General features: G+C 64.0%; 28 protein-coding genes. 13 read left to right on the forward strand and 15 right to left on the reverse strand.

Going from position 1 to position 25,309, the window contains the following annotated elements:
* Nucleotides 1-203: 203 nt before the first annotated feature.
* The 12 genes from yjgA to ACXAF3_RS14330 all read right to left on the reverse strand — a co-directional run bounded on the left by yjgA (nt 204) and on the right by ACXAF3_RS14330 (nt 9,830).
* Complete coding sequence (gene yjgA, locus ACXAF3_RS14275) at nt 204-803, reverse strand: ribosome biogenesis factor YjgA (RefSeq protein ID WP_475112989.1); 600 nt, start codon at nt 801-803, stop codon at nt 204-206.
* 25 nt (nt 804-828) lie between these two features.
* Complete coding sequence (gene mgtE, locus ACXAF3_RS14280; protein WP_475112990.1) at nt 829-2,196, reverse strand: magnesium transporter; 1,368 nt, start codon at nt 2,194-2,196, stop codon at nt 829-831.
* Nucleotides 2,197-2,280: 84 nt separating this feature from the next.
* On the reverse strand, nt 2,281-2,550 hold the full coding sequence (locus ACXAF3_RS14285; protein WP_475112991.1) for an HPr family phosphocarrier protein: 270 nt from the start codon (nt 2,548-2,550) through the stop codon (nt 2,281-2,283).
* A 32-nt stretch (nt 2,551-2,582) separates the two neighbouring features.
* Complete coding sequence (gene rapZ / locus ACXAF3_RS14290; RefSeq protein WP_475112992.1) at nt 2,583-3,464, reverse strand: RNase adapter RapZ; 882 nt, start codon at nt 3,462-3,464, stop codon at nt 2,583-2,585.
* A 77-nt stretch (nt 3,465-3,541) separates the two neighbouring features.
* On the reverse strand, nt 3,542-4,003 hold the full coding sequence (ptsN, locus tag ACXAF3_RS14295; protein WP_475112993.1) for a PTS IIA-like nitrogen regulatory protein PtsN: 462 nt from the start codon (nt 4,001-4,003) through the stop codon (nt 3,542-3,544).
* 3 nt (nt 4,004-4,006) lie between these two features.
* Entirely contained in the window at nt 4,007-4,297 is a 291-nt protein-coding gene (gene hpf / locus ACXAF3_RS14300; RefSeq protein WP_475112994.1) for a ribosome hibernation-promoting factor, HPF/YfiA family, read from the reverse strand.
* A 367-nt stretch (nt 4,298-4,664) separates the two neighbouring features.
* Nucleotides 4,665-6,110, reverse strand: coding sequence for an RNA polymerase factor sigma-54 (locus ACXAF3_RS14305; RefSeq protein ID WP_475112995.1), 1,446 nt, complete (start codon nt 6,108-6,110; stop codon nt 4,665-4,667).
* 193 nt (nt 6,111-6,303) lie between these two features.
* Nucleotides 6,304-7,029 carry an LPS export ABC transporter ATP-binding protein gene (lptB, locus tag ACXAF3_RS14310; RefSeq protein WP_475112996.1) on the reverse strand — a complete coding sequence of 242 codons (726 nt, stop codon included), beginning with the start codon at nt 7,027-7,029 and terminating at the stop codon, nt 6,304-6,306.
* 72 nt (nt 7,030-7,101) lie between these two features.
* A complete protein-coding gene (gene lptA / locus ACXAF3_RS14315) occupies nt 7,102-7,659 on the reverse strand; it encodes a lipopolysaccharide transport periplasmic protein LptA (RefSeq protein WP_475112997.1) in 558 nt (185 codons plus the stop codon).
* Complete coding sequence (lptC, locus tag ACXAF3_RS14320; RefSeq protein WP_475112998.1) at nt 7,646-8,212, reverse strand: LPS export ABC transporter periplasmic protein LptC; 567 nt, start codon at nt 8,210-8,212, stop codon at nt 7,646-7,648. Before lptC ends, lptA begins: the two co-directional genes overlap by 14 nt.
* Nucleotides 8,212-8,760: a KdsC family phosphatase gene (locus ACXAF3_RS14325; RefSeq protein WP_475112999.1), complete on the reverse strand. Its 549-nt coding sequence runs from the start codon at nt 8,758-8,760 to the stop codon at nt 8,212-8,214. The genes lptC and ACXAF3_RS14325 overlap by 1 nt, the downstream gene beginning before the upstream one ends.
* A gap of 98 nt (nt 8,761-8,858) precedes the next feature.
* On the reverse strand, nt 8,859-9,830 hold the full coding sequence (locus ACXAF3_RS14330; RefSeq protein ID WP_475113000.1) for a KpsF/GutQ family sugar-phosphate isomerase: 972 nt from the start codon (nt 9,828-9,830) through the stop codon (nt 8,859-8,861).
* A gap of 409 nt (nt 9,831-10,239) precedes the next feature.
* Between ACXAF3_RS14330 and ACXAF3_RS14335 the strand changes: the two genes are divergently transcribed.
* The 5 genes from ACXAF3_RS14335 (at nt 10,240) to hisD (ending at nt 14,866) form a co-directional block, all read left to right on the forward strand.
* Nucleotides 10,240-10,890 carry an MlaC/ttg2D family ABC transporter substrate-binding protein gene (locus ACXAF3_RS14335; RefSeq protein ID WP_475113001.1) on the forward strand — a complete coding sequence of 217 codons (651 nt, stop codon included), beginning with the start codon at nt 10,240-10,242 and terminating at the stop codon, nt 10,888-10,890.
* 94 nt (nt 10,891-10,984) lie between these two features.
* Nucleotides 10,985-11,221, forward strand: a complete 237-nt coding sequence (locus ACXAF3_RS14340; RefSeq protein ID WP_475113002.1) for a BolA family protein — start codon at nt 10,985-10,987, stop codon at nt 11,219-11,221.
* A 117-nt stretch (nt 11,222-11,338) separates the two neighbouring features.
* Nucleotides 11,339-12,601: a UDP-N-acetylglucosamine 1-carboxyvinyltransferase gene (gene murA / locus ACXAF3_RS14345; protein ID WP_475113003.1), complete on the forward strand. Its 1,263-nt coding sequence runs from the start codon at nt 11,339-11,341 to the stop codon at nt 12,599-12,601.
* A gap of 298 nt (nt 12,602-12,899) precedes the next feature.
* Nucleotides 12,900-13,529: an ATP phosphoribosyltransferase gene (gene hisG, locus ACXAF3_RS14350; protein WP_475113004.1), complete on the forward strand. Its 630-nt coding sequence runs from the start codon at nt 12,900-12,902 to the stop codon at nt 13,527-13,529.
* 29 nt (nt 13,530-13,558) lie between these two features.
* Nucleotides 13,559-14,866, forward strand: a complete 1,308-nt coding sequence (gene hisD, locus ACXAF3_RS14355; protein ID WP_475113005.1) for a histidinol dehydrogenase — start codon at nt 13,559-13,561, stop codon at nt 14,864-14,866.
* Nucleotides 14,867-14,873: 7 nt separating this feature from the next.
* On the opposite strand, the gene ACXAF3_RS14360 is transcribed toward hisD, so the two are convergent.
* Nucleotides 14,874-15,311, reverse strand: a complete 438-nt coding sequence (locus ACXAF3_RS14360; protein WP_475113006.1) for a nuclear transport factor 2 family protein — start codon at nt 15,309-15,311, stop codon at nt 14,874-14,876.
* Between the two features lie 43 nt (nt 15,312-15,354).
* Nucleotides 15,355-16,494 (reverse strand): S1C family serine protease, encoded by a 1,140-nt coding sequence (locus tag ACXAF3_RS14365; RefSeq protein ID WP_475113007.1) that lies wholly within the window; start codon nt 16,492-16,494, stop codon nt 15,355-15,357.
* Nucleotides 16,495-16,647: 153 nt separating this feature from the next.
* Between ACXAF3_RS14365 and sat the strand changes: the two genes are divergently transcribed.
* Entirely contained in the window at nt 16,648-17,838 is a 1,191-nt protein-coding gene (gene sat, locus ACXAF3_RS14370) for a sulfate adenylyltransferase (protein ID WP_475113008.1), read from the forward strand.
* Between the two features lie 47 nt (nt 17,839-17,885).
* Here sat and ACXAF3_RS14375 read toward each other — a convergent pair whose 3' ends face one another.
* Nucleotides 17,886-18,344, reverse strand: coding sequence for a Z-ring associated ZapG family protein (locus tag ACXAF3_RS14375; RefSeq protein ID WP_475113009.1), 459 nt, complete (start codon nt 18,342-18,344; stop codon nt 17,886-17,888).
* A gap of 156 nt (nt 18,345-18,500) precedes the next feature.
* Between ACXAF3_RS14375 and zapE the strand changes: the two genes are divergently transcribed.
* From zapE to ACXAF3_RS14410, 7 genes are all read left to right on the forward strand, one after another.
* Nucleotides 18,501-19,625: a cell division protein ZapE gene (zapE, locus tag ACXAF3_RS14380; protein WP_475113010.1), complete on the forward strand. Its 1,125-nt coding sequence runs from the start codon at nt 18,501-18,503 to the stop codon at nt 19,623-19,625.
* A 472-nt stretch (nt 19,626-20,097) separates the two neighbouring features.
* A complete protein-coding gene (gene rplM, locus ACXAF3_RS14385) occupies nt 20,098-20,526 on the forward strand; it encodes a 50S ribosomal protein L13 (protein WP_073272498.1) in 429 nt (142 codons plus the stop codon).
* A gap of 14 nt (nt 20,527-20,540) precedes the next feature.
* The gene (gene rpsI, locus ACXAF3_RS14390; protein ID WP_475113011.1) at nt 20,541-20,933 is read left to right on the forward strand and encodes a 30S ribosomal protein S9; all 393 of its coding nucleotides are present in this window, start codon (nt 20,541-20,543) and stop codon (nt 20,931-20,933) included.
* A 304-nt stretch (nt 20,934-21,237) separates the two neighbouring features.
* Nucleotides 21,238-21,837, forward strand: coding sequence for a ubiquinol-cytochrome c reductase iron-sulfur subunit (petA, locus tag ACXAF3_RS14395; protein ID WP_475113012.1), 600 nt, complete (start codon nt 21,238-21,240; stop codon nt 21,835-21,837).
* On the forward strand, nt 21,834-24,035 hold the full coding sequence (locus ACXAF3_RS14400; RefSeq protein WP_475113013.1) for a ubiquinol-cytochrome c reductase: 2,202 nt from the start codon (nt 21,834-21,836) through the stop codon (nt 24,033-24,035). The genes petA and ACXAF3_RS14400 overlap by 4 nt, the downstream gene beginning before the upstream one ends.
* A 111-nt stretch (nt 24,036-24,146) precedes the next feature.
* Nucleotides 24,147-24,773, forward strand: a complete 627-nt coding sequence (locus ACXAF3_RS14405; protein WP_475113014.1) for a glutathione S-transferase N-terminal domain-containing protein — start codon at nt 24,147-24,149, stop codon at nt 24,771-24,773.
* 52 nt (nt 24,774-24,825) lie between these two features.
* A complete protein-coding gene (locus tag ACXAF3_RS14410; RefSeq protein ID WP_475113056.1) occupies nt 24,826-25,221 on the forward strand; it encodes a ClpXP protease specificity-enhancing factor in 396 nt (131 codons plus the stop codon).
* The last annotated feature ends 88 nt before the right edge of the window (nt 25,222-25,309 follow it).

The following is a 25,309-nucleotide window of genomic DNA, read 5'->3' on the forward strand; positions in this document are numbered from 1 at the left end:
CCCCCCCCCCCCCCCCCCCCCTCCCCCCCCCCCCCCCCCCCCCCCCCCCCCCCCCCCCCCCCCCCCCCCCCCCCCCCCCCCCCCCCCCCCCCCCCCCCCAGGGCCCTCGCATTTGGGTTGTTGGATAAGCGCACCTACGCAGGGCGACCACAAGCTTCGTTCCGGCCGCTCCGCGTATTCGCGGCGCTATATGTCAGCTGCGCTTATTGGGTTTCCTGCATAAAGAAATCGCGCAGAAAGCGGAACAGCTTGCGCTGGTTGGTCGGCGGTTTGTTATTGTTGATTTCCCGCAGTGAATCGCGCACCAGCTGGCGCAGCTGCTGGTGGTCCGCCCGGGGGTGGCGGTCGAAGAAGTCGCTCTGCGCGGCGTTGCCCTCCTCGAGCAGGCGCTTGCGCCAGTCCTCGGCCATCCTGTCGAAGCGCAGGTGCTGCTGGTCGCGTTCCTTGAACCGGTTCAGCACCGCCTCTATCGCCTCGGCGTCCGCGCTGCGCATCAGCTTGCCGATATACTGCAGCTGGCGCCGGCGCGCCTCGTTGGACTTGATGCGGTGCAGTGTGTCTATCGCCTCGCGCAGATCCTCGTCCAGCGGCACTTCCGCCAGCTGCGCCTTGCCGAGCTCGGTCAGCTGTTTGCCCAGGTCCTGCAGCTGGTGCATCTCCTGTTTGACCCTGGTCTTGCTCTTCGGCAGCTCTTCTTCGAAATCGTCGTAATCCTGCATCTTCTGTATCCAATTGATGACCCGTAGGAGCGGCCCATGGCCGCGATCAGACTTGAGGTACACCCCGACATCGTTCGCGGCCATGGGCCGCTCCTACGAAGTGTTCGTTCTAGCCAAAATACCAAGTGGCCAGGCCCAGGAAGGACATAAAGCCCACCACGTCGGTGACAGTGGTCAGTGCCACGCCGCCGGCCAGGGCCGGGTCTATGCGCATGGCCCGCAGCGCCACCGGCAGTATCGCTCCGGCCAGGGCGGCGGTCAGCAGGTTGATGACCATCGCGGCGACAATGATGATCGCGATGCGCTCGTCGCCGAACCAGAGGGCGGCGATGGCGCCCATCACCAGGGACCACAGCAGCGCGTTCAGCGCGCCGGAGCCCAGCTCGCGCGACAGCAGCCAGCTGAGGTTGCTCCTGCCTATCTGGCCGAGGGCCATGCCGCGGATCACGACGGTCAGCGTCTGGCTGCCGGCGACGCCGCCCATGCTGGCCACTATCGGCATCAGCACCGCGAGCGCCACCACCTTGTCGAGGGTGCCCTGGAACAGGCTGATGACCCAGGAGGCGAGCAGCGCGGTGAGCAGGTTGATGCCGAGCCACAGGGCGCGGCGCCGCGCGGTGCGCCTGACCGGCGCGAAGGTGTCCTCCTCCTCGTCGAGGCCGGCGAGGCTCATCAGCGAGTGATCCGCGCCCTCGCGGATCACGTCGACCACGTCGTCGATGGTGATGCGTCCGAGCAGGCGGTTTTCCTCGTCCACCACCGGCGCGGTGATCCAGTCGTACTTCTCAAACAGACGCGCCACCTCGGTGTCGGGCATGTCCGCCGGAATCGGCTCCACGTCGGTATTGACCACCTCGCGCACGGTCACCGACGGGTCTGTGGTGAGCAGCTTGGACAGCGGCAGCACGCCAATGTACTGGCCCCGGCGGTTGACGACGAACAGGCTGTCGGTGGATTCGGGCAGCTGCTCGTGGCGGCGCAGGTAGCGCAGCACCACGTCCAGGGTCAGGTTGGGGCGCACGGACACTGTGTCCGTGTCCATCAGGCCGCCGGCGGTCTCCTCGTCGTAGGCGAGCACACTCTCGACCCGCGCGCGGTCCGTCTCGCTCATCGCGGAGAGCACTTCCGCCATGACCCTTTCCGGCAGCTGCTGCAGGATATCCGCCACGTCGTCGGCGTCGAGGCCCTCCATCACCGCCACCATCTGCTCGGTGTCCATGGTGGCCAGTATCTGGCTCTGCACCTCGTCGGTGAGCTCCTGCAGGACCTCGCCCTCGATCTCGGTGTCGATCAGCTTCCACAGCACCTGGCGGATACGCGGCGGCGAGCTCTCCAGCAGCTGGGCGATGCTCTGCGGTGTCAGGGTGGCGAGCATGCGCCGCACTTCGCGCCCGGTGCCGCTGTCGAGCGCGGCGAACAACTCCCCCAGCTGGTTCTGTGTGCGGAACTTGATTTCTGCTGGGGGAGTATTGGACACGGCGTTTCCTTTGTGGGTGGATGGTGGTGGTTAGTGGCGAGGGGGGATTCTATGCCGATCCCCGGTCGCTCTCCACTGCGGTGGTTACTCGGCTTCGCCGAAGCGGTCTGCGACCAGTTCGCTGATGGCGCTGAGGGCGGCGTCTTCGTCGCGGCCGTCGACTTCCAGTTCCAGTTCAGTGCCCTTGCCGGCGGCCAGCAGCATCAGCGCCATGACGCTCTTGCCGTCCACGCATTTACCGTTGCAGTGCACCTTGATATCGGCGGAGAAGCGGGCCGAGGTCTGTGCGAATTTGCTCGCGGCGCGGGCGTGCAGGCCCAGCTTGTTGATGATCTGGAGGCGGCTCTTCTGCATGGGGCGTCGACTGTTCCGGCTTGCTGGTGGGCTTATTTCTGCTGTTCGCGGTGGCGGACCTGCACATTGTCGAACTGGCTGGAAAACCGCTCGGCCAGCTGTTCCACCATATACACGGAGCGGTGGCGGCCGCCGGTGCAGCCGATCGAGACGCAGGTGTAGCTGCGGTTGCTCTTCTGGTAGGAGGGCAGCCAGCGCTGCAGGAATTCGCTGATGTCCCGCTCCATGTCGGCGGTCTCCGGGTGGGTGCGCAGGAACTCGATCACCTCCGGGTCCAGGCCGGTCTTCTGGCGCAGCTCCGCGACCCAGTAGGGGTTGGGCAGGCAGCGCAGGTCGAACACCAGGTCCGCGTCCACCGGCACGCCGTGTTTGAAGCCGAAGGATTGGAACAGGATTGCCATGCCCTCGGAGCCGTCGCCCACCACGCGGGTTTTGACCAGGTCGCGCAGCTGGTGCAGGCTGAGGCTGCTGGTGTCTATGACCAGATCGGCCATGGCGGAGATGGGGGCCAGCAGCTCTTTTTCCCGGTTCAGGGCTTCGAGCAGGTGGGTGCGGTTGTCGGAGAGCGGGTGTTTGCGGCGGGTCTCGCTGAAGCGCTGCACCAGCACCGGCGAGCGCGCATCCAGGTAAATCACGTCGCACTGGATGCCGCTCGCGCGCAGGGATTCGATTACGGCCGGGGCCTGCTGGACATCCTGCCACAGGTTGCGGGCGTCGATGCCGAGCGCCAGGCGCGGGCTGCCGAGCGCGCTCTGGGGGCTGTCGGCCTGCGGCTGTTCGCGCGCCCGCTTGACCAGTTCCGGCAGCAGGCTGGCGGGCAGGTTGTCGATGCAGTTGAAGCCGACATCCTCCAGCAATTGCAGGGCGGAGCTTTTTCCGGAGCCGGAGCGGCCGCTGATAATCACTAGGCGCATAGTGGGAGCGATCAGTGGTTAGTGGTCGGTGACCAATGATAAGGGACTGTTGTCAAACCTGCACGGCCGGCCACCGATCAGGCCGCGGCGGCACTGTCGATGGCGAGGGCGTAGAGTTCGTCGCCGCTCTGCGCCTGGCGCAGTTTTTCCCTTACCCGGCTGTCGGAGAAGAGGGCGGCGATTTCCGCCAGGGTCTCCAGGTGCTCCTGTTCGGCGTCCTCCGGCACCAGCAGCGCGAACAGAAGGTCCACCGGTTGGCGGTCGGCGGCGTCGAAGTCGATGGCGGGCTCGGTGGTGCAGAGCACACCGATCGGACGTTCGCAGCCGGGCAGGCGGCAGTGGGGAATGGCCACGCCGTCGCCGATGCCGGTGGAGCCTAGGCGCTCGCGGGCAATCAGCTGGTTGAAGGTGGTGTCGGCGTCGTGTTGTGGATATTGTTCGGCGATGGCCTGGGCAATATTGAGCAGCAGTTTCTTTTTGCTGCTCCCCGCCAGGTGACAGAGACTCAGGCGGGGAGAGAGTAATGCTTCCAATGTCATAGTTCAGCGGTGGTTCTGCAACTTCTCTTTGTATTTTTTCAGTTGGCGATCCAGCTTGTCCGTGACGGCGTCTATGGCCGCATACATGTCTTTGTCTTCGGAGCCGGCGCAGAGATCGTGCCCGTTGATATGGACCACGGCCTCGGCTTTCTGGATCAGTTTTTCCACCGACAGGATGACCTGGGCGGTGGTGATGTTGTCGTAGTGTCGGGAGAGTTTTTCCAGCTTGGTCTCGCAGTAATCGCGGATGGGCGGAGTTACATCGACGTGGTGACCACTAATGTTGATCTGCATGGACTTCTCCTTATCGAGAGCATCGCTTGGCGGCGCCCCCCGTTTGGGCGGCAACCCTACTAGGAAGTGCGCCAGAATGGAAGGATACACTCAAAGTTTGAGTATCGGTCGTGCAAGGGGTGCCATTGGGCGTCCATCAATTTGTGACTGGGAGTTCTTGTCTGGTCATGGATGGCGCTGTAGCGGGTCCGCTTTGCGCTTCGTATGCGATTCGGCGGGCGGCGCTGCTGCCGGGGGCCCTTTGTGGGACACGCTGTGAATACGTCCCTGTACGCTCTCCGCGGCCATCCCTGGCCGTGAAAGGTCCCGCAAACGGCCCCCGGCATCACCGCCTTCGCGTCACGTTTCGGTGAACCCTCGTCCCGAATCAAACCAGTCGCTTGCGCTCGCTGGAGGAGGGGATGCCCATGGACTCGCGGTACTTGGCCACGGTGCGCCGCGCCACCTTGATGCCCTGTTTGTCCAGTTCCTGGGTGATCTTGTTGTCGGACAGCGGCTTGCGCGGCGGCTCGGCGTCGATCAGTTTGCGGATCATCGCGCGGATGGCGGTGGAGGAGGCGTCTTCGCCGGAGTCGGTGCTGACGTGGCTGGAGAAGAAGTACTTGAGCTCGAAGACACCGCGTGGGGTCAGCATGTATTTCTGCGTGGTGACCCGGGAAACGGTGGATTCGTGCATGCCGATGGTCTCGGCAATATCCGCCAGCACCATGGGTTTCATCGCCTCGGGACCCAGCTCGAAAAAGCCCTGCTGCTTCTCGACGATACTCGATGCGACCTTGAGCAGGGTTTCGTTGCGGCTCTGCAGACTCTTCAGGAACCAGCGCGCCTCCTGCAGGTGGTCGCGCAGGAAGTTGTTATCGCGGGAGTTGTCGGCGCGCCGGATCAGCGCCGCGTAGTCGCCGTTGATGCGCAGCCTCGGGGTGGTCTCCGGATTCAGTTCCACCAGCCAGCGCTGCTCCCTGCGGCTGACGATGATGTCGGGCACCACATACTGCGGTTCCTCGCCGCCGAAGGCCTCGCCGGGATAGGGGGTCAGAGTCTGGATCAGGCGCACCACCTCCCCCAGTTGGGCCTCGTTCAGACGCGTGCGGCGGCTGAGGCTGCGGAAGTCGCGCTTGCCGAGCAGGTCCAGGTGCCGCTCGACCACCGCCTGCGCCTGCGCGAGCCAGGGGGTGCCGGCCGGCAGTTGGCGCAGCTGTAGCAGCAGGCTCTCGCGCAGGTCGCGGGCGCCGCAGCCGGCGGGCTCGAACTGCTGAATGGTCTTGAGTACGGTGAGGATTTCGTCCTCCTCCGCACCGGTCGCCGCGGCAATTTCGGCCAGTGGGGTTTCCAGGAAGCCGCTCGGCGCTATGCCGTCGATCAGGTTCTCGCCGATCAGCTTGTCGCGTTCGCTGAGGGTGGTGAGGTTGAGCTGCCACAGCAGGTGGTCCTGCAGGCTGTCGGGGGCGGCGTTGCGCTGTTCCAGGGCGAGCTCGTCGCCGTCGCCAGTGTAGCTGCCGCCGCTGTAGATATCGTCCCAGCGGGTGTCCACGGGGAGCTCGTCGGGGATGTCCTGGCTCCAGTCGCTCTCGCCGTCCGCTTCGCCGCCCTGCGGGTCGTCGTTGGCGGCGGCCTGTTCCGGGAGCTGCTCCCCGACGGACTCGGGCGCGGTGTACTCCTCGCCGTCCACCTCCAGCAGCGGGTTGCTGTCCAGCGCCGACTGGACCTCCTGCTGCAGGTCCAGTGTCGACAGCTGCAGCAGGCGGATCGCCTGTTGCAGCTGGGGCGTCATCGTCAGCTGGGTGCCGAGCTTTAGCTGGAGAGACTGCTTCATATCTGGGGACTGCAGACCAGGGTGGCGGATGATTCGTCTAAATATCCAAGACGCAGCAGACTAACCTTCTGGCCGGGTGATTACAAGCAATAAGTGTGCCGAAGTTGCAGCGGGAAATTGTGGCAGGATCTGCCGGAAGGTGATGGAGTTCCGGTCACCGCCGGGAATGGGTGACCGGAAGGGTGGAATGGCGCTAAATGGTAAATTCGTGTCCCAAATACACCTCGCGCACCTGCTGGTTGGCGAGCACTTCCGCGGGAGTGCCGGCGGCGATGATGTGGCCCTCGCTGACGATATAGGCGGTCTCGCAGATATCCAGCGTCTCGCGCACATTGTGGTCGGTGATCAGCACGCCGATACCGCGGTCGCGCAGGTGGCGGATGATCTGCTTGATATCGTTGACCGATATCGGGTCCACGCCGGCGAAGGGTTCGTCCAGCAGCACGAAGTTGGGGTCCGTGGCCAGGGCGCGGGCTATTTCCACACGGCGGCGCTCGCCGCCGGACAGGGCCATGCCGAGGCTGTTCTCGATATGGGTGATATTGAACTCCTGCAGCAGTTCCGTCGCCCGCTGCAGCCGCTCGGCGCGGGACAGGTCCTTGCGCGTCTCGAGGATGGCGAGGATGTTGTCGCGCACCGACAGGCGGCGGAAGACCGAGGCCTCCTGGGGCAGGTAGCCGATACCCTTGCGCGCGCGACCGTGCATGGACAGGCGGGTGATGTCCTCGCCGTCGATCAGCACCTGTCCGGCGTCCGCCTGCACCAGGCCGGCGATCATATAAAAACAGGTGGTCTTGCCGGCGCCGTTGGGGCCGAGCAGGCCGACCACCTGGCCGTTGGTCACGCTGACGGATACGTCCTGGACCACCTTTCGCTTCTTGTACTGTTTGGCGAGGTGTAACGCTTTCAGCGTTGGCATACTTGTGTTCCGAATTCTGTCTGTGCGGCGCTGGCGGGTTCGCCCCGCGCCTGTTGGATGCTTGGTCGTGCGCTACTGGTCCCGCTGGGTCTCGCCGCTCTGCTGGTTGCCGGTTTTCTTTTCCGGCTTCCAGATCATTTCCACGCGGCCTTCGCCGGATTGTCCGTGGGCCTGCATCTGTTCGCTGTTCAGGTCGTAGTCGATCTTCTCCGCGGTCAGGGTGTTGCCGTCGCGGTCCACATGGGCGTCGCCGGTCAGGTGCAGCTCGTCGGAGCTGACGGTGAACTCGATGCGCCGGGCCCGCGCCTTGACCGGGTTCTGGCTCTGCTGCACCTGCTGCTGGAAGTGCGCCGGCTTGCCGGTGGCGATTACGCGGCTGATCTCGCCGGCGGCGTTGCCGTGCACTTCGACGCGGTCGGCGCGGATCTGCAGCGAGCCCTGGGTGATGACCACATTGCCGCTGTAGACGGACAGGTTCTTGCCGCGGTCGGCCTGCAGGTGTTTGGCCTGCACCTTGATCGGCTGTTCGCGGTCGTCCGGCAGCGCCTGGGCCTGGGCGCCCAGGAGCAGCATGGCGGCGATGGGCGCCAGGTAGCGGCGCAGGTGGCGGCTTGGGTTACTCGGTTTCATAGCTGCTCTTAACGTCGGAGAGGATTTCCACCCGGTCTTCCTTCAGGAAGGCGCGCAGGCCTTTGCCGGTGGTGATGTTCGGGCCGGCGGTAATGGTAACAACTTTGTCCGTCTCGGCGTATTCCTCGCGGGGCTCGATGGTGATGGCCTGGGTATCCAGTCTGATGCCGCCGGGCGCCGGAAGTTCGGTGACTTTCACGTCACCGCGCAGTACGACGCGCTCGCCGTTGTTGTGGGCGACGCCGCTGCGGGACTCGGTGCGCCATTTCGGCTGGTGCTCCTGGTAGAAGAGGATGCGCGGCTCGGTCAGGTCGGCGCGGTCGCGGCGCTCGAACTGGAAGTAGGTGATCTTTTCGGCGTCCACGCGGTAGGCGAGGGTACCCTCTTCGTTGAAGTGGCGCGTCCTGGCGTCGTGGATCACCAGGTCGGCGGCGCGCTTTTGCTCCTGGGGAGTCGGTTTTTTGCCGAGCAGCTGCGGCGGCGGGCTCTCGGCGAACCAGAGCCCGGCGCTGATCAGCAGCACGACGATGACCAGGGGCAGCCATGTGCGCATCAGTCTTCTCCGTCGGAGGCGATATAGGGGGCCAGTGCGGCGTCGAAGGTGCCCTGGGCCTGCATGATGCGGTCGCACACCTCGCGCACCGCGCCCTCGCCGCCGCGGGCCTGCGTGACCCACAGGGCGCGCTCGCGCACCGGCGGCGCGGCGTTGGGGACCGAGATGGGGCAGCCGACGCGGGTCATCACCAGCAGGTCCGGGTAGTCGTCGCCGACAAAGGCGATATCCTCGAGGCGGCAGGGCTCGTCGGCAAACAGTTCCTGCAGCGCGGTAAACTTGTCCTCGCGGCCCTGGATCAGCTTGCTGACGCCAAGGTCGTGGGCGCGGCGCTCGACCACGGCGCTGCGCCGGCCGGTGATGATCGCCACGCGCACACCGGATTTCTGCAGCATCTTGATGCCGTGGCCGTCCAGCGTATTGAAGGTCTTCAGCTCATTGCCGCTGTTGTCGAAATAGAGCTTGCCGTCGGTCAGCACGCCGTCGACGTCCAGCGCCAGCCAGCGGACTTTTTTCAGGGCTTGGTTGAGTTTTTCTTCTGTGGTCACGGATTGTCCTTAACGGCTTTCGGGGCGGCAGCGCCTTCGTATCGTGTTTCAGTCGTAGGGTGGACAGGCGCAACGCGTCCACCAACGGCGCTGCCGGATCAAATCACGCCGGCGCGCAGTATATCGTGCATATGCAGTACACCGACCGGGTGGTGCGCCTCGTCCTCGACCACCAGCGCGGTGATCTTGTGATCCTCCATGATGCGCAGCGCCTCTGCGGCCAGGGTCTCCGAGGAGACGGTCTTCGGGCGGCGGCTCATGACCTCCTCCATCGTGGCCTTGTCCAGTTCCACCTTGTGGTCGATCACCCGGCGCAGGTCGCCGTCGGTGAAGACGCCGAGCAGGGTGCCCTTGTGGTCGACCACCGTCGTCATGCCGAAGCCCTTGCTGGTCATCTCCAGCAGCGCCTTGGACAGCAGGGTTTCCGGGAATACCTGCGGCAGCTCGTCGCCGGAGTGCATTACGTCTTCCACCTTCAGCAGCAGTCGGCGGCCGAGGGCGCCGCCCGGGTGGGAGAAGGCGAAGTCTTCGGCGGTAAAGCCGCGCGCCTCCAGCAGTGCAACCGCCAGGGCGTCGCCCATCACCAGGGTCACGGTGGTGGAAGAGGTGGGGGCCAGGCCCAGGGGGCAGGCCTCGGTTTCCACGGCGATATCCAGGTTGACATCGGCGGCCTGGGCCAGGGGGGAGTCCGCCTTGCCGGTCATGCTGATCATCGGAATGCCGAGGCGCTTCAGCAGTGGCAGCAGGGTCAGCACTTCCGCGGAGGAACCGGAGTTGGAGATGGCGATGACCAGGTCGTCCCGGGTAATCATGCCCAGGTCGCCGTGGCTGGCCTCGCCCGGGTGTACGAAGAAGCTCGGCGTGCCGGTGCTGGCCAGGGTGGCGGCGATCTTGCGGCCGATATGGCCGGACTTGCCCATGCCGGTGACGATGGTGCGCCCGCGGCACTGCAGGATCAGTTCGCAGGCGCGCTTGAATTCGTCGTTGATTCTGGTTTCCAGCGCGGCCACGGCCTCTGTTTCCATCAGTACAGTGCGGCGCCCCGCTTGCAAAATCAGGTCCTGGGTCATTGGGTGTCTCTAGTTTTCCGCTTCTACTTCTATTGAGTGTAGAGATTTCGCATGTGGCGCCGGTCGCCGGCGGAGCTCCGCTGAAGCGGGGCGCGGCCCGGGGAGCGGCTCACGGGCGCGAATCCGCCTGCCTTGCGGCGTGCTAATCTCTATCTGCTGTCTATAGGAATGTTGAATTCCGTGAAATCCGCCCCACGGCGCGGCAGGCGGCAGTTTGCCTGTGATGGGCGGCCACGCTATTGAACGCCGGCCATGGTATAGTCTGCCGCCGCCTCTGTCAGCTCTGTCGCTCAGTGGATGATCTACAGGTCTGCGAACCCGGGGCGGAACGCCGAAATATCCGGCGTCGCCATGGCACTTAATTGCACCATGTGCGTCCAAGGAACGATTTGCCAATGGGAGAAACTTTGTGAACGTATCGTCATTGAATGGTCGGCTGGGTCTTTTGCAGTGGATGAAGCTCGCCCTCTGCGCCCTGCTGGTGTCCGCCTGGGTCCCGTCCGCGAATGCTGCCCAGAATCCCTACACGATGATCGAAGGGGTGTCCCAGAACCTGCTGGGGGTGATCCGAGCCAATGCCCAATACCTGAATTCGGATCCGCAGCGCTACTACAGCGCCGTGGACAGTGTGCTGACGCCGGTGGTGGATTTCGATTTCATCGCCCGCGGTGTCATGGGCCGTTACGCCAAACAGGCGACCGCGGCACAGCGCTCGCGCTTTACCAGCGCGTTCCGCCGCGACCTGGTGGCCACCTTCGCCCGCGGTGTGGCCACCTTCGGCGACATGGATGTGCGGGTCGTGAACCCCGGCTCAGCGCCCAGCGGCAACCGCGTCAACGTGCTGCAGGAGGTGCGCAGCAAAGAGGGCATCACCAAGGTCTCCTACACGCTGGTGCGCAATCGCGCCGGGCAGTGGAAGCTGATCAACGTGATTCTCAACGGGGTCAATCTGGGCAAGACCTTCCGCAGCCAGTTTGCGCAGTCGATGCAGACACACGGCGATATCGACAAGGTAATCGCCAACTGGTCCGCCCGCGATGTGGCGGACAAGGTGAGCTGAGGCGCGCCCATTCCGGTCGCGCGGCTGCGGCTGCGCGACCGCTTGGTTTCCAGTACACTTGCGCGCTGTTTTTCAAATCAACGCGATCCCGCCTATGCAACCCGAAGATATCAAGGCCCTGATCGAAGGGCACATTCCCGAGAGCCGTGCCGAAGTCGCCTTCGAGGGCAGCCACCTGATGGTCACCGTCGTCAGTCCGGCCTTCGCGGGGCTGAGCCGGCTGAAGAAACAGCAGCTGGTCTATGCCGCGCTCGGTGACAAGATTGCCGACGGCACCCTGCACGCTGTGCAGATGCAGACCCTCACTCCGGAAGAGGCCGGCCTCTCTTGACCTTGCGGTGAAACGGGCCCGGGCTGCCCGCGACCAGTTTCACCGGCGCCCGCAGGGCACCCATGTGCCCGCGCGAACTGCGGCCGAGCCGCTTAGGTAATGAATACGCGAGACTGAATGGATAAGTTAATCATCGAGGGCGGCAGCCCCATCTCCGGCACCCTGAAGATCTCGGGGGCCAAGAACGCCGCGCTGCCGATTCTCGCCGCCGCGCTGCTGGCGGACGGGCCGGTGCACATTCACAACCTGCCGCACCTGAACGACATCACCACCATGATCACGCTGCTGCGCTGCATGGGCTGCGAGGTGACCATCGACGAGAAACTGGGGGTGGAGATAGATCCGCGCTCGGTCAACGACGTCACCGCGCCCTACGAGCTGGTGAAGACGATGCGCGCCTCCATCCTGGTGCTGGGCCCGCTGCTGGCGCGCCACGGCGTGGCCAATGTGTCCTTTCCCGGCGGCTGTGCCATCGGCAGCCGCCCGGTGGATATCCACCTGAAGGGCCTGGAGGCCATGGGGGCCGAGATCACCATCGACGAGGGTTTTATCCGCGCCCGCAGCAACGGCCGCCTGAAGGGCGCCAATATCGTGATGGAGAAGGTCACCGTCGGCGGTACCGAGAACCTGCTGATGGCCGCGGTGCTGGCCGAGGGCACCACGGTGCTGCACAACGCCGCGCGCGAGCCGGAGATCGTCGACCTGGCGGAGTTCCTGATCGCGATGGGGGCCCAGATTGAGGGGGTCGGCACCGACACGCTGCGCGTGCACGGCGTGCCGCGCCTCAATCCCTGCACCTTTACCGTGATGCCGGATCGCATCGAAACCGGCACCTTCCTCGCCGCCGCGGCGGCGGCGCGCGGCAAGGTGCGCCTGACCCATACCCGCGCCGACATTCTCGACGCGGTGCTGGTCAAGTTCGAGGAGGCCGGCGCACATATCTCGACCGGCGACGACTGGATAGAGCTGGACATGAAGGGCAACCGCCCCAAGGCGGTCAGCTTCCGCACCGCCCCCTATCCGGCCTTTCCGACCGATATGCAGTCACAGTTCACCGCGATGAACGCGGTGGCCGAGGGCAAGGGCGCGGTGGTGGAGACCATCTTCGAGAACCGCCTGATCCAGGTGCACGAGCTCAACCGCATGGGCGCGAATATCCTGCTGGAGGGCAACACCGCGATTGTCACCGGCGTGGAGAAGCTGAAGGGCGCCCCGGTAATGGCCTCAGACCTGCGCGCCTCCGCCAGCCTGGTGATCGCCGGCATGGTGGCGGAGGGCACGACGATCGTGGACCGCATCTACCATATCGACCGCGGCTACGAGTGTATCGAGGAGAAACTGCGGCAGCTGGGGGCGAATATTCGCCGGGTGCCGGGCTGACCCGGGAGCGCGGAGCTCCGGTGCCGCTTGCGGGCCGTTGGCCTGCTTGGGGGCTTAAGCAAAGTGCCGGGCGGCCCTGCTGCCGGTAGCGCTTTGCGGGACACGCCGTAAATACATCCCTGTGGGCTTGTCGGCGAGGTGACCCGGCCGCTCCAGGTATTCACGGCGCCTTCGGCCCCTCTCGCCGACAGTCCCGCAAAGCGCTACCGGCAGCAGGGCCTTCGCATCTGATTCTTGTGTTCTTTTGCCGGCCGGTTTCCAGTCAGTAGGTCGGACCGAGTAATAAACGATAACCGCCATGCAAATCACTATCGCCCTTACCAAAGGAAGAATCCTCAAGGAGACCCTGCCGCTGCTCGCCGCGGCCGGCCTGGAGCCGCTGGAGGATATCTCCAAAAGCCGCAAGCTGATTTTCCCCACCAACCAGGACGGCGTGCGCCTGCTGATTCTGCGCGGTGTGGACGTGCCCACCTATGTGCAGCACGGTGCCGCGGATATGGGCGTTGCGGGCAAGGACACGCTGCTTGAGCACGGCGCCGACGGTATCTACGAGCCGCTGGATCTGGGCATCGCCCGCTGCCGGCTGATGACCGCCGGTGTGAAAGGCGTGGCGCTGCCGCGCGGGCGCATCAAGGTCGCGACCAAGTTTGTGCAGAGCGCCAAACGCTACTACGCGGCCCAGGGGCGCCAGGCGGATATCATCAAACTGTACGGCGCCATGGAGTTGGCGCCGCTGATGGATCTGGCCGATGAGATCGTCGATATCGTCGATACCGGCAATACCCTGAAAGCCAACGGCCTCGAGGCCCGCGATACCATAGCGCAGATCAGCAGTCGCCTGATCGTGAACAAGGCGTCGATGAAAATGAAGTACCAGCCCATCAGCGCGCTGATTGAAAAGCTCGCCGCCGCCGTAAAAACAGACTGATCGAAGCCATTTCCGAAATGGATACCGCCATGAGCACTGACTGTATTCGCCGGCTGAACGCCGCAGACACGGATTTCGATGCGCAACTGGAACAGCTGCTGGCCTGGGAGTCGGTCGCAGACACCGGCGTGGAGGCCACTGTCGCGGAGATACTGCAACAGGTGAAGCGCCGCGGGGACGCGGCGGTGATCGAATACACCAACCGTTTCGACCGGCGCCAGCTCCGCAGCGCGGAAGAGTTCTGCCTGCCGCCATCGGAACTGGCCGCGGCGCTGGAGCGCATTCCGGCGGCGGAGCGCCGGGCGCTGGAGCAGGCCGCCGAGCGGGTGCGCGACTACCACCGCCACCAGTTGCAGGAGTCCTGGCGCTATACCGAGGCCGATGGCACGGTGCTCGGCCAGCAGATCACGCCGATGGAGCGGGTCGGCATCTATGTGCCCGGCGGCAAGGCCAGCTACCCCTCGTCGGTGTTGATGAATGCGATCCCGGCCAAGGTGGCCGGTGTCGACTGCGTGACCATGGTGGTGCCGGCGCCGGACGACCAGCTGAACGACCTGGTACTGGCCGCCGCGGCCATCGCCGGCGTCGACAGGCTGTATACCATCGGCGGCGCCCAGGCGGTGGCGGCGCTGGCCTACGGCACTCAGTCCGTGACGAAAGTGGACAAGATCGTCGGCCCCGGCAATATCTATGTGGCCGCCGCCAAGCGCGCCGTGTTCGGCCAGGTGGCCATCGATATGATCGCCGGCCCCTCGGAGATACTGGTGATCTGCGACGGCGCCACGGATCCGGACTGGATCGCGATGGATCTCCTCTCCCAGGCGGAGCACGACCAGCAGGCGCAGTCGATACTGCTGAGCCCGGACGCGGAGTTTCTGGATGCGGTGGAGGCGTCGCTGCAGAAACTGCTGGCGCAGCTGCCGCGCCGGGATATCGCCGCCGAGTCACTGGCCGGCAGGGGCGCGCTGATTCAGGTGGATTCCATAGACGCGGCCATAGCGCTGTCAAACCGCATAGCGCCGGAACATTTGGAGGTTTCGGTCGAGGATCCGGAGCGCTACCTGGCGCAGATCCGCCACGCCGGCGCCATCTTCCTCGGCCGCCACACCGCCGAGGCCCTGGGCGACTACTGCGCCGGCCCCAACCACGTGCTGCCCACCAGCGGTACGGCGCGCTTCTCCTCGCCGCTCGGCGTCTACGATTTCCAGAAGCGCAGCTCGGTGATCTACTGCTCGCCGGCCGGCGCCGACAAGCTTGGCCGCGTGGCCCGCACCCTGGCGCGCGGCGAGGGCCTGGAGGCGCACGCGCGCTCGGCGGAATACCGGGTTAAGGACTGACGCCCGGCTACTCTTTGCTGGCGGGTATCCTGGTGGCCTGCCAGGCCACTGCCCGCCACTCGCCGTTGCGCTTTACGAAGGTGCCGGTGTTGAGATAGCGGCTGACCTCCGCTTTTCCGCCGGCCCCGTCCTCGCCGATCAACTGGAACGCGACCACCGCGGTATCGCCGAACAGGCGGATATCCACATCCTCGGCGCGGTAGCTCGCGGTAACCGGCCGCCCCTTGGCCTGCGCCATGCCCTGCATGATCGCGTCCTTGCCGAAGCGCTTGCCGGCGGAACTGGTGTAGATCAGGTCTTCGGCCCAGAAGCGGCGGTGGACTTCGGCATCGCCGGCGGCACCGGCGAGGAAGCCGTCCAGCAGCTGCCGCAGCTGCTCCCGGTCGCCGGCGCTGGCGGGCGCGGCCAGCAGTGTGAAGAGTAGGGCGGCGGTCAGGGTGCGCATAGAAATCTTCCTTGTTGTCAGTGTTCGCCGCGCATCGAAACGATTAGCTGCGGCGCTGGGTCTTGGGTTTTTCCGACACTGTGGCCTCGACGGTGTTGGCCACGCCGTTGCGCAAAAAGGTGATCGAAACCGTATCGCCCGGGCGCAGCGTGGCCATGGTGGCGACGCCCCGTTTGCCGTCGTTGATCGGCTGGCCGTCGATATGCGTGATCACATCGCCGGGCTTGAGCCCCGCCTGGTGCGCGGGGCCCTGGTTGTAGATGGCGGTGATAATGACGCCACTGGTGGAGCTCAACTTGAACGCGCGCGCCACCTGCGGCGTAATCGCCTGCGCCTCTATGCCGAGCCAGCCGGGGACCACGCGCCCGTATTCGATGATGTCCTGCATCACCTTGAAGGCGATGTTGGCGGGTATCGCGAAGCTGATACCGCCGGAGTAGCCGGACTGGTTCAGTATCGAGGTGTTGATGCCCAGCAGGCGGCCCCGCGCATCGACCAGGGCGCCGCCGGAGTTGCCGGGATTTACCGCCGCATCCGTCTGCAGGAAGTTCTGCAGGTAGCCGCCGGTGCCGCTGTTTTCCAGGTAGCGGCCGGTCGCGCTGATAATACCCTGGGTCACCGTCTGCCCGACGCCGAAGGGGTTGCCGATGGCCAGTACCACGTCGCCCACCTGGGCCTTTTCCGGCTCGCCCACTTCGATGGAGGTCAGATTGGACAGTTCGACTTTCAGTACCGCCAGATCGAAATCCGCATCCGAGCCGACCAGCTGCGCCTGGGCCTCGCGACCGTCCGCCAGCAGTACGACGATCGCATCCGCCTGATCGACCACATGGTGGTTGGTCAGGATATAGCCGTCGTCGCTGACGATAACGCCGGAGCCGAGGTTGGACTGCATGCGCTCCCGTTGCGGCAGGTTCATGCTGTCGAACAGGCGGCGAAACAGCGGATCGTTGAACAGCGGGTGCTGCCGCTGCGGCATGGCCTTGCGGGTGTAGATATTGACCACCGCGGGCCCCGCTAGGCTCACCGCGCGGGCGTAGGACACCGGTCCCTGCCACTCGTCCGCAGTGGGGGCGGGCGCGCCGCTGCGCAGCTGCGGAAACAGCAGCAGCAACAGCGCCGCTACCGCCAGGCCGATACCGGTGGGCGCGGCCCACTCTTGCAGAAAACGTTTCAGGGACACTCTCGACTCCTCATTTGCGGCCATTATACGGCTTTCGCTTCTAGTGTCCTTAGCATCCGCTATAACCAGCCCCTTGGGTGCGCAGGCGCAATCCGTATAATGTCGGCTCCAAAATTCCAAGAATTACCCGCAATCCTGTAGTTGGAGACCACAATGTCCCTGGTTCGCCCTCACGGCAGCGTCGAGCTGCAGCCCCGATTTGTCTACGACAGCGAAAGGCACCACCAACTGATGCACGAGGCGGAGTCCCTGCCGTCGATCGTGGTCAGCTCCGCCGCAGCCGCCAACGCCGTAATGCTGGGGGCCGGTTACTTCAACCCGCTGCACGGCTATATGAACCTGGCGGACGCCCTGAGCGTGGCGGAGACGCTGCGCACCGTCGACGGCCTCTTCTGGCCGGTGCCCATCCTGAATATGGTGAAGGATACCAGCGCCATCGAGGGGGCCTCGCGCATCGCCCTGCGCGACCCGAATGTGGAGGGCAACCCGGTGCTGGCGATCATGGATGTCGAGGCGATAGAGACGGTGTCCGACGAACAGATGGACACCATGGTCGAGCAGGTTTTCGGCACCCTGGATGAGAAGCACCCGGGTGTGGCCACCTTCAAGGCCGCCGGTCGCAAACTGATTTCCGGCCCGATCGAGGTGCTGAATTTCAGCTACTTCCAGAGCGACTTCCCCGACACCTTCCGCACCGCGGTGGAAATCCGCAACGAATTCATCGAGCGCGGCTGGAACAAGGTGGTGGCCTTCCAGACCCGCAACCCGATGCACCGCGCCCACGAGGAGCTGTGCAAGATGGCGCTGGAAGCCGTGGACGCCGATGGCGTGCTGATCCATATGCTGCTGGGCAAGCTGAAGCCGGGCGATATCCCCGCGCCGGTGCGCGACGCTGCGATCCGCAAGATGGTGGAGCTGTATTTCCCGGCCAACACCGTGATGGTGACAGGTTATGGCTTCGATATGCTCTACGCAGGCCCGCGCGAGGCGGTGCTGCACGCGGTCTTCCGCCAGAACTGCGGCTGCAGCCACCTGATCGTCGGCCGCGATCACGCCGGGGTGGGGGACTACTACGGCGCCTTCGACGCGCAGGCCATTTTCGATGAGAAAGTACCGGAGGGGGCCCTGGAGATAGAGATCTTCCGCGCCGACCACACGGCCTACTCAAAAAAGTTGAATAAGGTGGTGATGATGCGCGACGTGCCGGATCACACCAAGGAGGACTTTATCCTGCTGTCCGGCACCAAGGTGCGCGAGATGCTGGGCGACGGCATTGCACCGCCGCCGGAATTCTCCCGGCCGGAAGTGGCGCAGATTCTGATGGACTACTATCAGAGCCTGTAAACAAAAAAGGGCGGGTTGATCCCGCCCTTTTTTGTGTCCGCCGAAAATCAGCGGGTGGTGGCGCTCTCGGTGCCGGCCAGCGGCTCCTTCTCCAGGCCGAAATCCTCCGCCAGTGTGCCCTTGGCGCCGGGCTCCTTCGGCGCCCAGTCCCGCGGCGGCGCGACGCTCTGCAGGTTTTCGTCGTTGTCGCTCAGCTTGCCGCTGCCGGCTTCCAGCATCTGGCGGCCGATATCCTGGCTGGACAGGCGCAGAGCGCTGTTGGCCAGGTATTCGTGCACTTCCCGGTAGCTTTCGGTCAGGTTGTGAACCAGTTGAGCAGTCTGGTCAAAGTGTTCGTTGACCTGTAGCTGGAAGTCCTCCAGCTTGCTGTTGGCCTCGCGCAGGCGCAGCTCCAGCTCCTGTGTGCGATCGACGCCGTTGCGGCCGCGCACGGCGAGAAACGCCAGCAGGGCGCCCAGCGCTAGTCCGAGGATACCTACCAGAATCAATACCGATGTAGAGTGCACGAATACTTCCTCCGCAGTTAAAAAGTGGCACTGGCCATCCATGACGTCGCCACCATTATACGCAATTCCGACCGCGGCGTCGGAATCCTAGGCGGGGGCGCGGGGAATTTGGTAGAGTGGCGCCCCCGCAACCAGGCAGTCGGTTATTTTTTCAGCATGTCCCCAGTCAACAGCCCGTTGCTTTCACCGCTAGAGCGCTACCAGCGCGACCTGCAGCGCCCGGATTTTGTCGCGGATCCCGCCCAGCAGGCGGCGGTGCACGAGTTACAGGATCTGTATTTGCGGCTGCTGGACCGCTCGGGGCGCGGCGGGCTTTTCGGGCGCCTCCGCAATCTGTGGCGGGACCGGTCGGCGCCGGAGCGGGGTCTCTACTTCTGGGGCGGTGTCGGGCGCGGCAAGACCTATCTGATGGACGCCTTCTACGAATCACTGCCGTTTGCGCAGAAGCAGCGCACCCACTTCCACCGCTTTATGCGCGAGGTGCACAGGGAGCTGAAGGCGCTGGCCGGGGAGAAGAACCCGCTGCAGAAGGTGGCGGACCGTATAGCCGAAAAGGCGAAGGTGCTGTGTTTCGACGAGTTCTTCGTCTCCGATATCACCGACGCGATGATCCTCGGCGGCCTGCTGGAGGCGCTGTTCGAGCGCGGTGTGACCCTGGTGGCCACCTCCAATATCGAGCCCGCAGGCCTATATAAGGATGGCTTGCAGCGGGCGCGCTTCCTGCCCGCCATCGCGCTGCTGGAGCGCCACACCAGGGTGGTGAACGTGGACGGCGGTACCGACTACCGGCTGCGCGCGCTGGAGATGGCGGAACTGTACCACTCGCCGCTGGACGCCGCGGCGGATGCCAGCCTTGCGCGCAGCTTCGCGAGCCTGAGTGTCGAGGGCTCCGAGGTGCGGGAGAAGGTGGATCTGGATATCGAGGGCCGCCGCATTCGCGCACTGCGGGTTGCAGACGACGTGGCCTGGTTCGATTTCAGCGATCTCTGTGACGGCCCCCGCTCGCAGAACGACTATATAGAGCTGGCGCGGGAGTTCCACACGGTGCTGCTGGCGGAGGTGCCGCGCTTCGACGAGCGCATGGAGGCCCAGGCGCGGCGCTTTATCAACCTGGTGGACGAGTTTTACGACCGCTGCGTCAAGCTGGTGATCTCCGCCGAGGTGCCGGCGGAACAGCTCTACGGCGGCAAGCACCTGAGGTTCGAGTTTGAGCGCACGGTCAGTCGGCTGCTGGAGATGCAGACCCACGACTATCTCGCGCGGCCGCACCGGCCTGAGTGACGTGCTTTGAGCCTTCTGGCCAGCGCTCCGCAAGGGGCTGCCGGGCGGCTCTGCTACCGGGATTCGCTTGCGGGACACGCCGTAGACCCATCCGTGGGGGCTTGTCTGCGAGATCCCTCTCGCAGACAGTCCCGCAAGCGAATCCCGGTAGCAGAGCCTTCACGTTGCGGCTTTGCGCTTTAATCGCCTGCTGTGTAAGGGTCGGAAGAGCGCGGCGATTCAATGCGAAGAGTGGCCCTTTGCGGGACTGTCGGCCGGAGGGATCCGGCCGCCAAGCCTGCAGGGATGTATTTACGGCGTGTCCCGCATAAGGCCACCGGCTGCAGGGCTGCTCAGGAACTCCGCTTACAGGGCGCAAAGGCGCTGGGGGATGTCGCCCAAAATCGCTTGAAAAGCATACACTCCTTATGTACTATCCGCGCTCTTTCGTGGGACGGCCCCATTTCGGGGTCTTATTACAGGTGTTTATAACATGAAGACTTACAGTGCCAAGCCGGAAGCGGTAAAACGCGACTGGTACATTGTTGACGCTGCGGACAAGACTCTCGGCCGTATTTCCGCCGAGATCGCCCACCGCCTGCGCGGCAAGCACAAGCCTGAATACACGCCCCACGTGGACACTGGCGATTACATCATCGTGATCAACGCCGAGAAGGTCCGCGTGACCGGCAATAAGGCCAAAGACAAGATCTACCACAGCCACTCCGGCTACCCCGGTGGTCTCAAGTCCATCAGCTTCGAGAAGCTGATCGAGAAAGCGCCCGAGCGCACCATTCAAAGCGCCGTAAAAGGCATGCTGCCGAAGGGTCCGTTGGGTCGCGCCATGTTCAAGAAGCTGAAAGTGTACAGCGGCAGCGAACATCCTCACGCGGCGCAACAGCCGATTGAACTGGCGATCTAAACGGGAAGACTCTCATGGCAACTACTCAATACTACGGTACCGGCCGCCGCAAGACCTCCACCGCGCGCGTATTTCTCGTGCAGGGCGAGGGTAAGATCACCATCAACGGCCGTTCCATTGACGAATACTTCGGCCGCGAAGTAGCGCGCATGATCGTGCGTCAGCCGCTGGAAGTGGTCGATATGGCGGAAAAGTTTGATATCAACGTCACAGTGAAGGGCGGCGGTTCCTTCGGTCAGGCGGGCGCTATCCGTCACGGCCTGACCCGCGCCCTGATGCAGTACGACGAGGCGCTGCGCCAGCCGCTGCGCGCTGCGGGCTATGTAACCCGCGACGCCCGCGCAGTCGAGCGCAAGAAGGTGGGTCTGCGCAAGGCGCGCAAGAAGCCGCAATTCTCCAAGCGTTAAGCTTTCTTTCAAGCCCGGCAACTGCCGGGCTTTTTTGTTTTTCGCGTCCTGCGGGCACCGAGCGCTTCTTGTTATTTCTGCTCAATTTCTCGCCAGTTCGCAACGCGATTCCCGACGTTCCCCTCTGTCATTGCCTTGTATCAACTTGGCATTTTCTTTAACATTGCGCGAATTTGTATCCGCTCGATTTATGGGGTTTATTCGCACGGACAGCTCGTCGGGCGGATTTCTTGCAAGATTTCTTTTGGGTTTGGGCCAGCCAGTCTCCGGTGAGCCGGGGACGCTGTGATGGGAGAAATACGTCATGAGTGATGACGGTGTAAACGTAGGACGGCGTCGCTTCCTGACCGCCGCTACCTCGGTTGTCGGTGGCGCGGGTGCGGTGGGAGTTGCCGTGCCCTTCGTCGCATCCTGGAATCCGAGTGCCAAGGCCAAGGCCGCCGGCGCGCCGGTCAAATACAATGTCAGCAAGCTCGAGCCGGGCCAGATGGTCACCGTAGAGTGGCGCGGCAAGCCGGTCTATGTGGTGCGCCGCACCGAGGAGGCTCTGCAGAACCTCGAGAAAGTCGAGCCCCTGCTGCGCGACCCCAATTCCGAGGAGTCCATCCAGCCCGATTACGTGAATCCGGAAAATCGCGCGATCAAGCCGCAGATGCTGGTACTGGTCGGCCTCTGCACCCACCTGGGCTGCGCGCCCATGTACCGCCCGGAAGTGGGCGCCGCCGATCTCGGCGGCGACGAGTGGATGGGCGGCTTCTTCTGTCCCTGCCACGGTTCCAAATACGACATGGCCGGCCGTGTCTACAAGGGCGTTCCCGCCCCGACCAACCTGGATGTGCCGCCCTATTCCTATGAGGGCGACGACGTAATCGTAATCGGCGTGGATCAGGAGGGCAGCGCATGAACTGGTTAACCGCTCTGGGTGACTGGGTAGACCAGCGTCTGCCGATCTATCAGGCCTGGGACAAGCACATGGGCAAGTATTACGCGCCCAAGAATTTCAACCTCTGGTACTTCTTCGGTGTGCTGTCGCTGCTGGTGCTGGTAAACCAGCTGCTCACCGGTATCTGGCTGGTGATGAGCTACAACCCGTCCGCCGAAGGCGCCTTCGCCTCCGTCGAATACATCATGCGCGATGTGGAATGGGGCTGGCTGATCCGCTATCTGCACTCCACCGGTGCCTCGGCCTTCTTCGTGGTCGTCTACCTGCACATGTTCCGCGGCCTGATGTACGGCTCCTACAAGCCGCCGCGGGAGCTGGTGTGGATCTTCGGTATGTGCATCTATCTGGTGCTGATGGCCGAGGCCTTTATGGGCTATGTACTGCCCTGGGGACAGATGTCCTACTGGGGCGCGCAGGTGATCGTATCCCTGTTTGGCGCCATTCCCGGTATCGGCGAGGACCTGGTGCAGTGGATCCGCGGTGACTACCTGATCTCCGGTATCACCCTGACCCGCTTCTTCTCCCTGCACGTGATCGCGCTGCCGCTGGTGCTGGTGCTGCTGGTGGTGCTGCATATTCTGGCGCTGCACGAAGTCGGCTCCAACAACCCGGACGGCATCGAGATCAAGAAGAACAAGGACGAGAACGGCATCCCCAAAGACGGCGTGCCCTTCCACCCCTACTACACGGTGCACGACCTGGTGGGCGTGGCGGTATTCCTGTTCATCTTCTGTACCGTCGTATTCTTCTTCCCGGAAATGGGCGGCTTCTTCCTCGAATATGCGAACTTTGAGGAGGCCAACCCGCTGAAGACGCCGCCGCATATCGCGCCGGTCTGGTACTTCACACCCTTCTACGCGATCCTGCGCGCGGTGACCATCGATATAGGTCCGTTGACCGCCAAGTTCCTCGGCCTGGTGGCCATGGGCGCGGCCATCGCGATACTGTTCGTGCTGCCGTGGCTCGACAAGAGCCCGGTGCGCTCCATCCGTTACAAGGGCTGGCTGCCGAAGGCGCTGCTGCTGCTGTTCGCGGCGGTATTCATCATCCTCGGCTACCTGGGCGTCAAGTCGCCGACACCGGGACGCAACTTCCTGGCCCAGGTGGGTACACTGTTCTACTTCGCCTTCTTCGTGACCATGCCCATCTGGAGCAACCCGAAGGCGCGCAAGGGGCTGGCCTCCTGGATAGTGAGCGGCATCTTCGGTGTCCTCTTCCTGTGGATGGCGGTCGCCAACTTCAAGGCCAGCCTGTTCGTCGGCGTCGCGGCCCTGCTGCTGGCGGCATTCTTCGCCGCGCTGCCGTGGCTGACCAGCCGCGACCAGGTGCATCCGGAGCCCGAGCGGGTTACCAGCCCGTCCGGCGGCAAGACCTTCGGCGCCCTGTTCTTCGGCCTGATCGTGGTCGGATTGCTGACCTTGCTACCGATCAAGGCGGTTGGCGCCGAGGTGGAGGTCGAGCTGGACCCTATCACCATCGACCTGCAGGACAAGCCGTCCCTGCAGCGCGGCGCCAAGTATTTCGTCAACTACTGCATGGGCTGCCACAGCGCCAACTTCTCCCGCTGGGAGCGGGTCGCCACCGACCTGGGCATCCCCAATGAGCTGATGTTGCAGAACCTGGTGCTGGGCGACGCGAAGATCGGCGACCTGATGCAGATCTCCATGCGCCCGGAGGATTCCAAAGTCTGGTTCGGCGCCGCGCCGCCGGACCTGACGCTGGTTGCCCGCGCCCGCTCGCCGGAATGGCTCTACACTTACCTGCGCAGTTTCTACAAGGACGACAGCCGTCCGACCGGCGTGAACAACAAGGTGTTTCCGAACGTGGGTATGCCCCATGTGCTGATGGAGCTGCAGGGGCTGCCGGAGTGCGCCCCTGGTCCGAAGCGCGAGCACGGCCGCATAGTGCGCGATGAACTGGGCAACCCGATCATGGATGCCGACTGCGGCAGCCTGAAGGTGGGTGACATCAAGGGGTCGATGAGCGAGGCGGAATACGACCAGGCCATGTACGACCTGGTCAATTTCATGGAATATATCGCCGAGCCGATGGCCGAAGAGCGCAAGCGCGTAGGCTTCTATGTGCTGGCCTTTATCCTGGTATTCTTTGTCTTTGCCTGGCTGTTGAACCGCGAATACTGGAAAGACGTGCAGCACTGAGCTCGCCACTGAATTTCCCCTGTCGGGTGGTGGAGCTGCTCCGCCACCCTTTTATATTTTTGGATCGATGGTCGGCGCCTGTGCCGACCGCTAGTTTGAGGTAGTAAGACCATGGGTGTGCCGACCAACAAGCGCTCCTCCATGACCTTCTTTTCCGATGGTCGTAGTCATTTCAGCCACCGGGTTCGCATCGTGCTCGCGGAGAAAGGGGTCTCAGTCGATATTATCGATGTGGATCCGGACGATAAGCCCGCGGAGCTGGCTGACCTCAACCCCTACAACTCCCTGCCGACGCTGGTGGATCGTGAGCTGGTACTGTTCGAAACCAAGGTGATGATGGAGTACCTGGACGAGCGCTTCCCGCACCCGCCGCTGCTGCCGGTCTACCCGGTGGCGCGCGCGCAGAGCCGCCAGATCATGTACCGTATTGAGCGCGACTGGTGCCCGCTGGTGGACAAGATCCTCGCCGGCGGCAAAGACGCGGCAGCGGCGCGCAAGGATCTGCGCGACAGCCTGGTGGGTATAGCGCCGATGTTCACCGACCTGCCGTACTTCTTCAACGAGGAGTTCTCTCTGGTGGACTGCTGCATGGCCCCGCTGCTGTGGCGCCTGGAGCAGTTCGAGATCAGCCTGCCCAAGACCAAACAGGCCAAGCCGCTGCTGGACTACATGGACCGCCTGTTCGCCCGCGAGGCCTTCCAGGCGAGCCTGACCGAGTACGAACGGGAAATGCGTTGAGGCGCATTTGAGCGGCAGCCTTTGAGGGGAGTGTGCTTTGAGTAAACCGGCCATGACGTCCAATCGCCCGTATATCCTGCGGGCCTTCTACGAGTGGATAACCGATAACCGGTGCACTCCCTATATCCTCGTCGATACCCATCTACCCGGCGTCTTGGTGCCGCAGCAGCATGTCAATGACGACGGCCAGATAGTGCTGAATATCTCCGAGACGGCGGTCGCGGGTCTGACGATGGACAATTACGCCATCCGCTTCAACGCGCGTTTCGGCGGTGTGCCCACCGATATCCAGGTGCCGGTGGGCGCCGTCGTCGGCATCTACGCGCGGGAGAACGGCCAGGGGATGGTGTTTGAAGCGGAGGAGACGCCGGAGCCGCCGGAGCCCACCCCGCCCACCAGCCTGGGCCGCAAGTCGGCCAGGAAGCCGGCGCTGCGCGTGGTCAAATAGCGGGCGCTTGAAGGCGTATTGGCCGCTCGCCCCTGACGCTGTTCACCCGGCGATCTCGAGCGCCGGGTGAATAACTGCGATCCAATCC

It is taken from the genome of Microbulbifer sp. ABF4_143, from assembly GCF_056160225.1.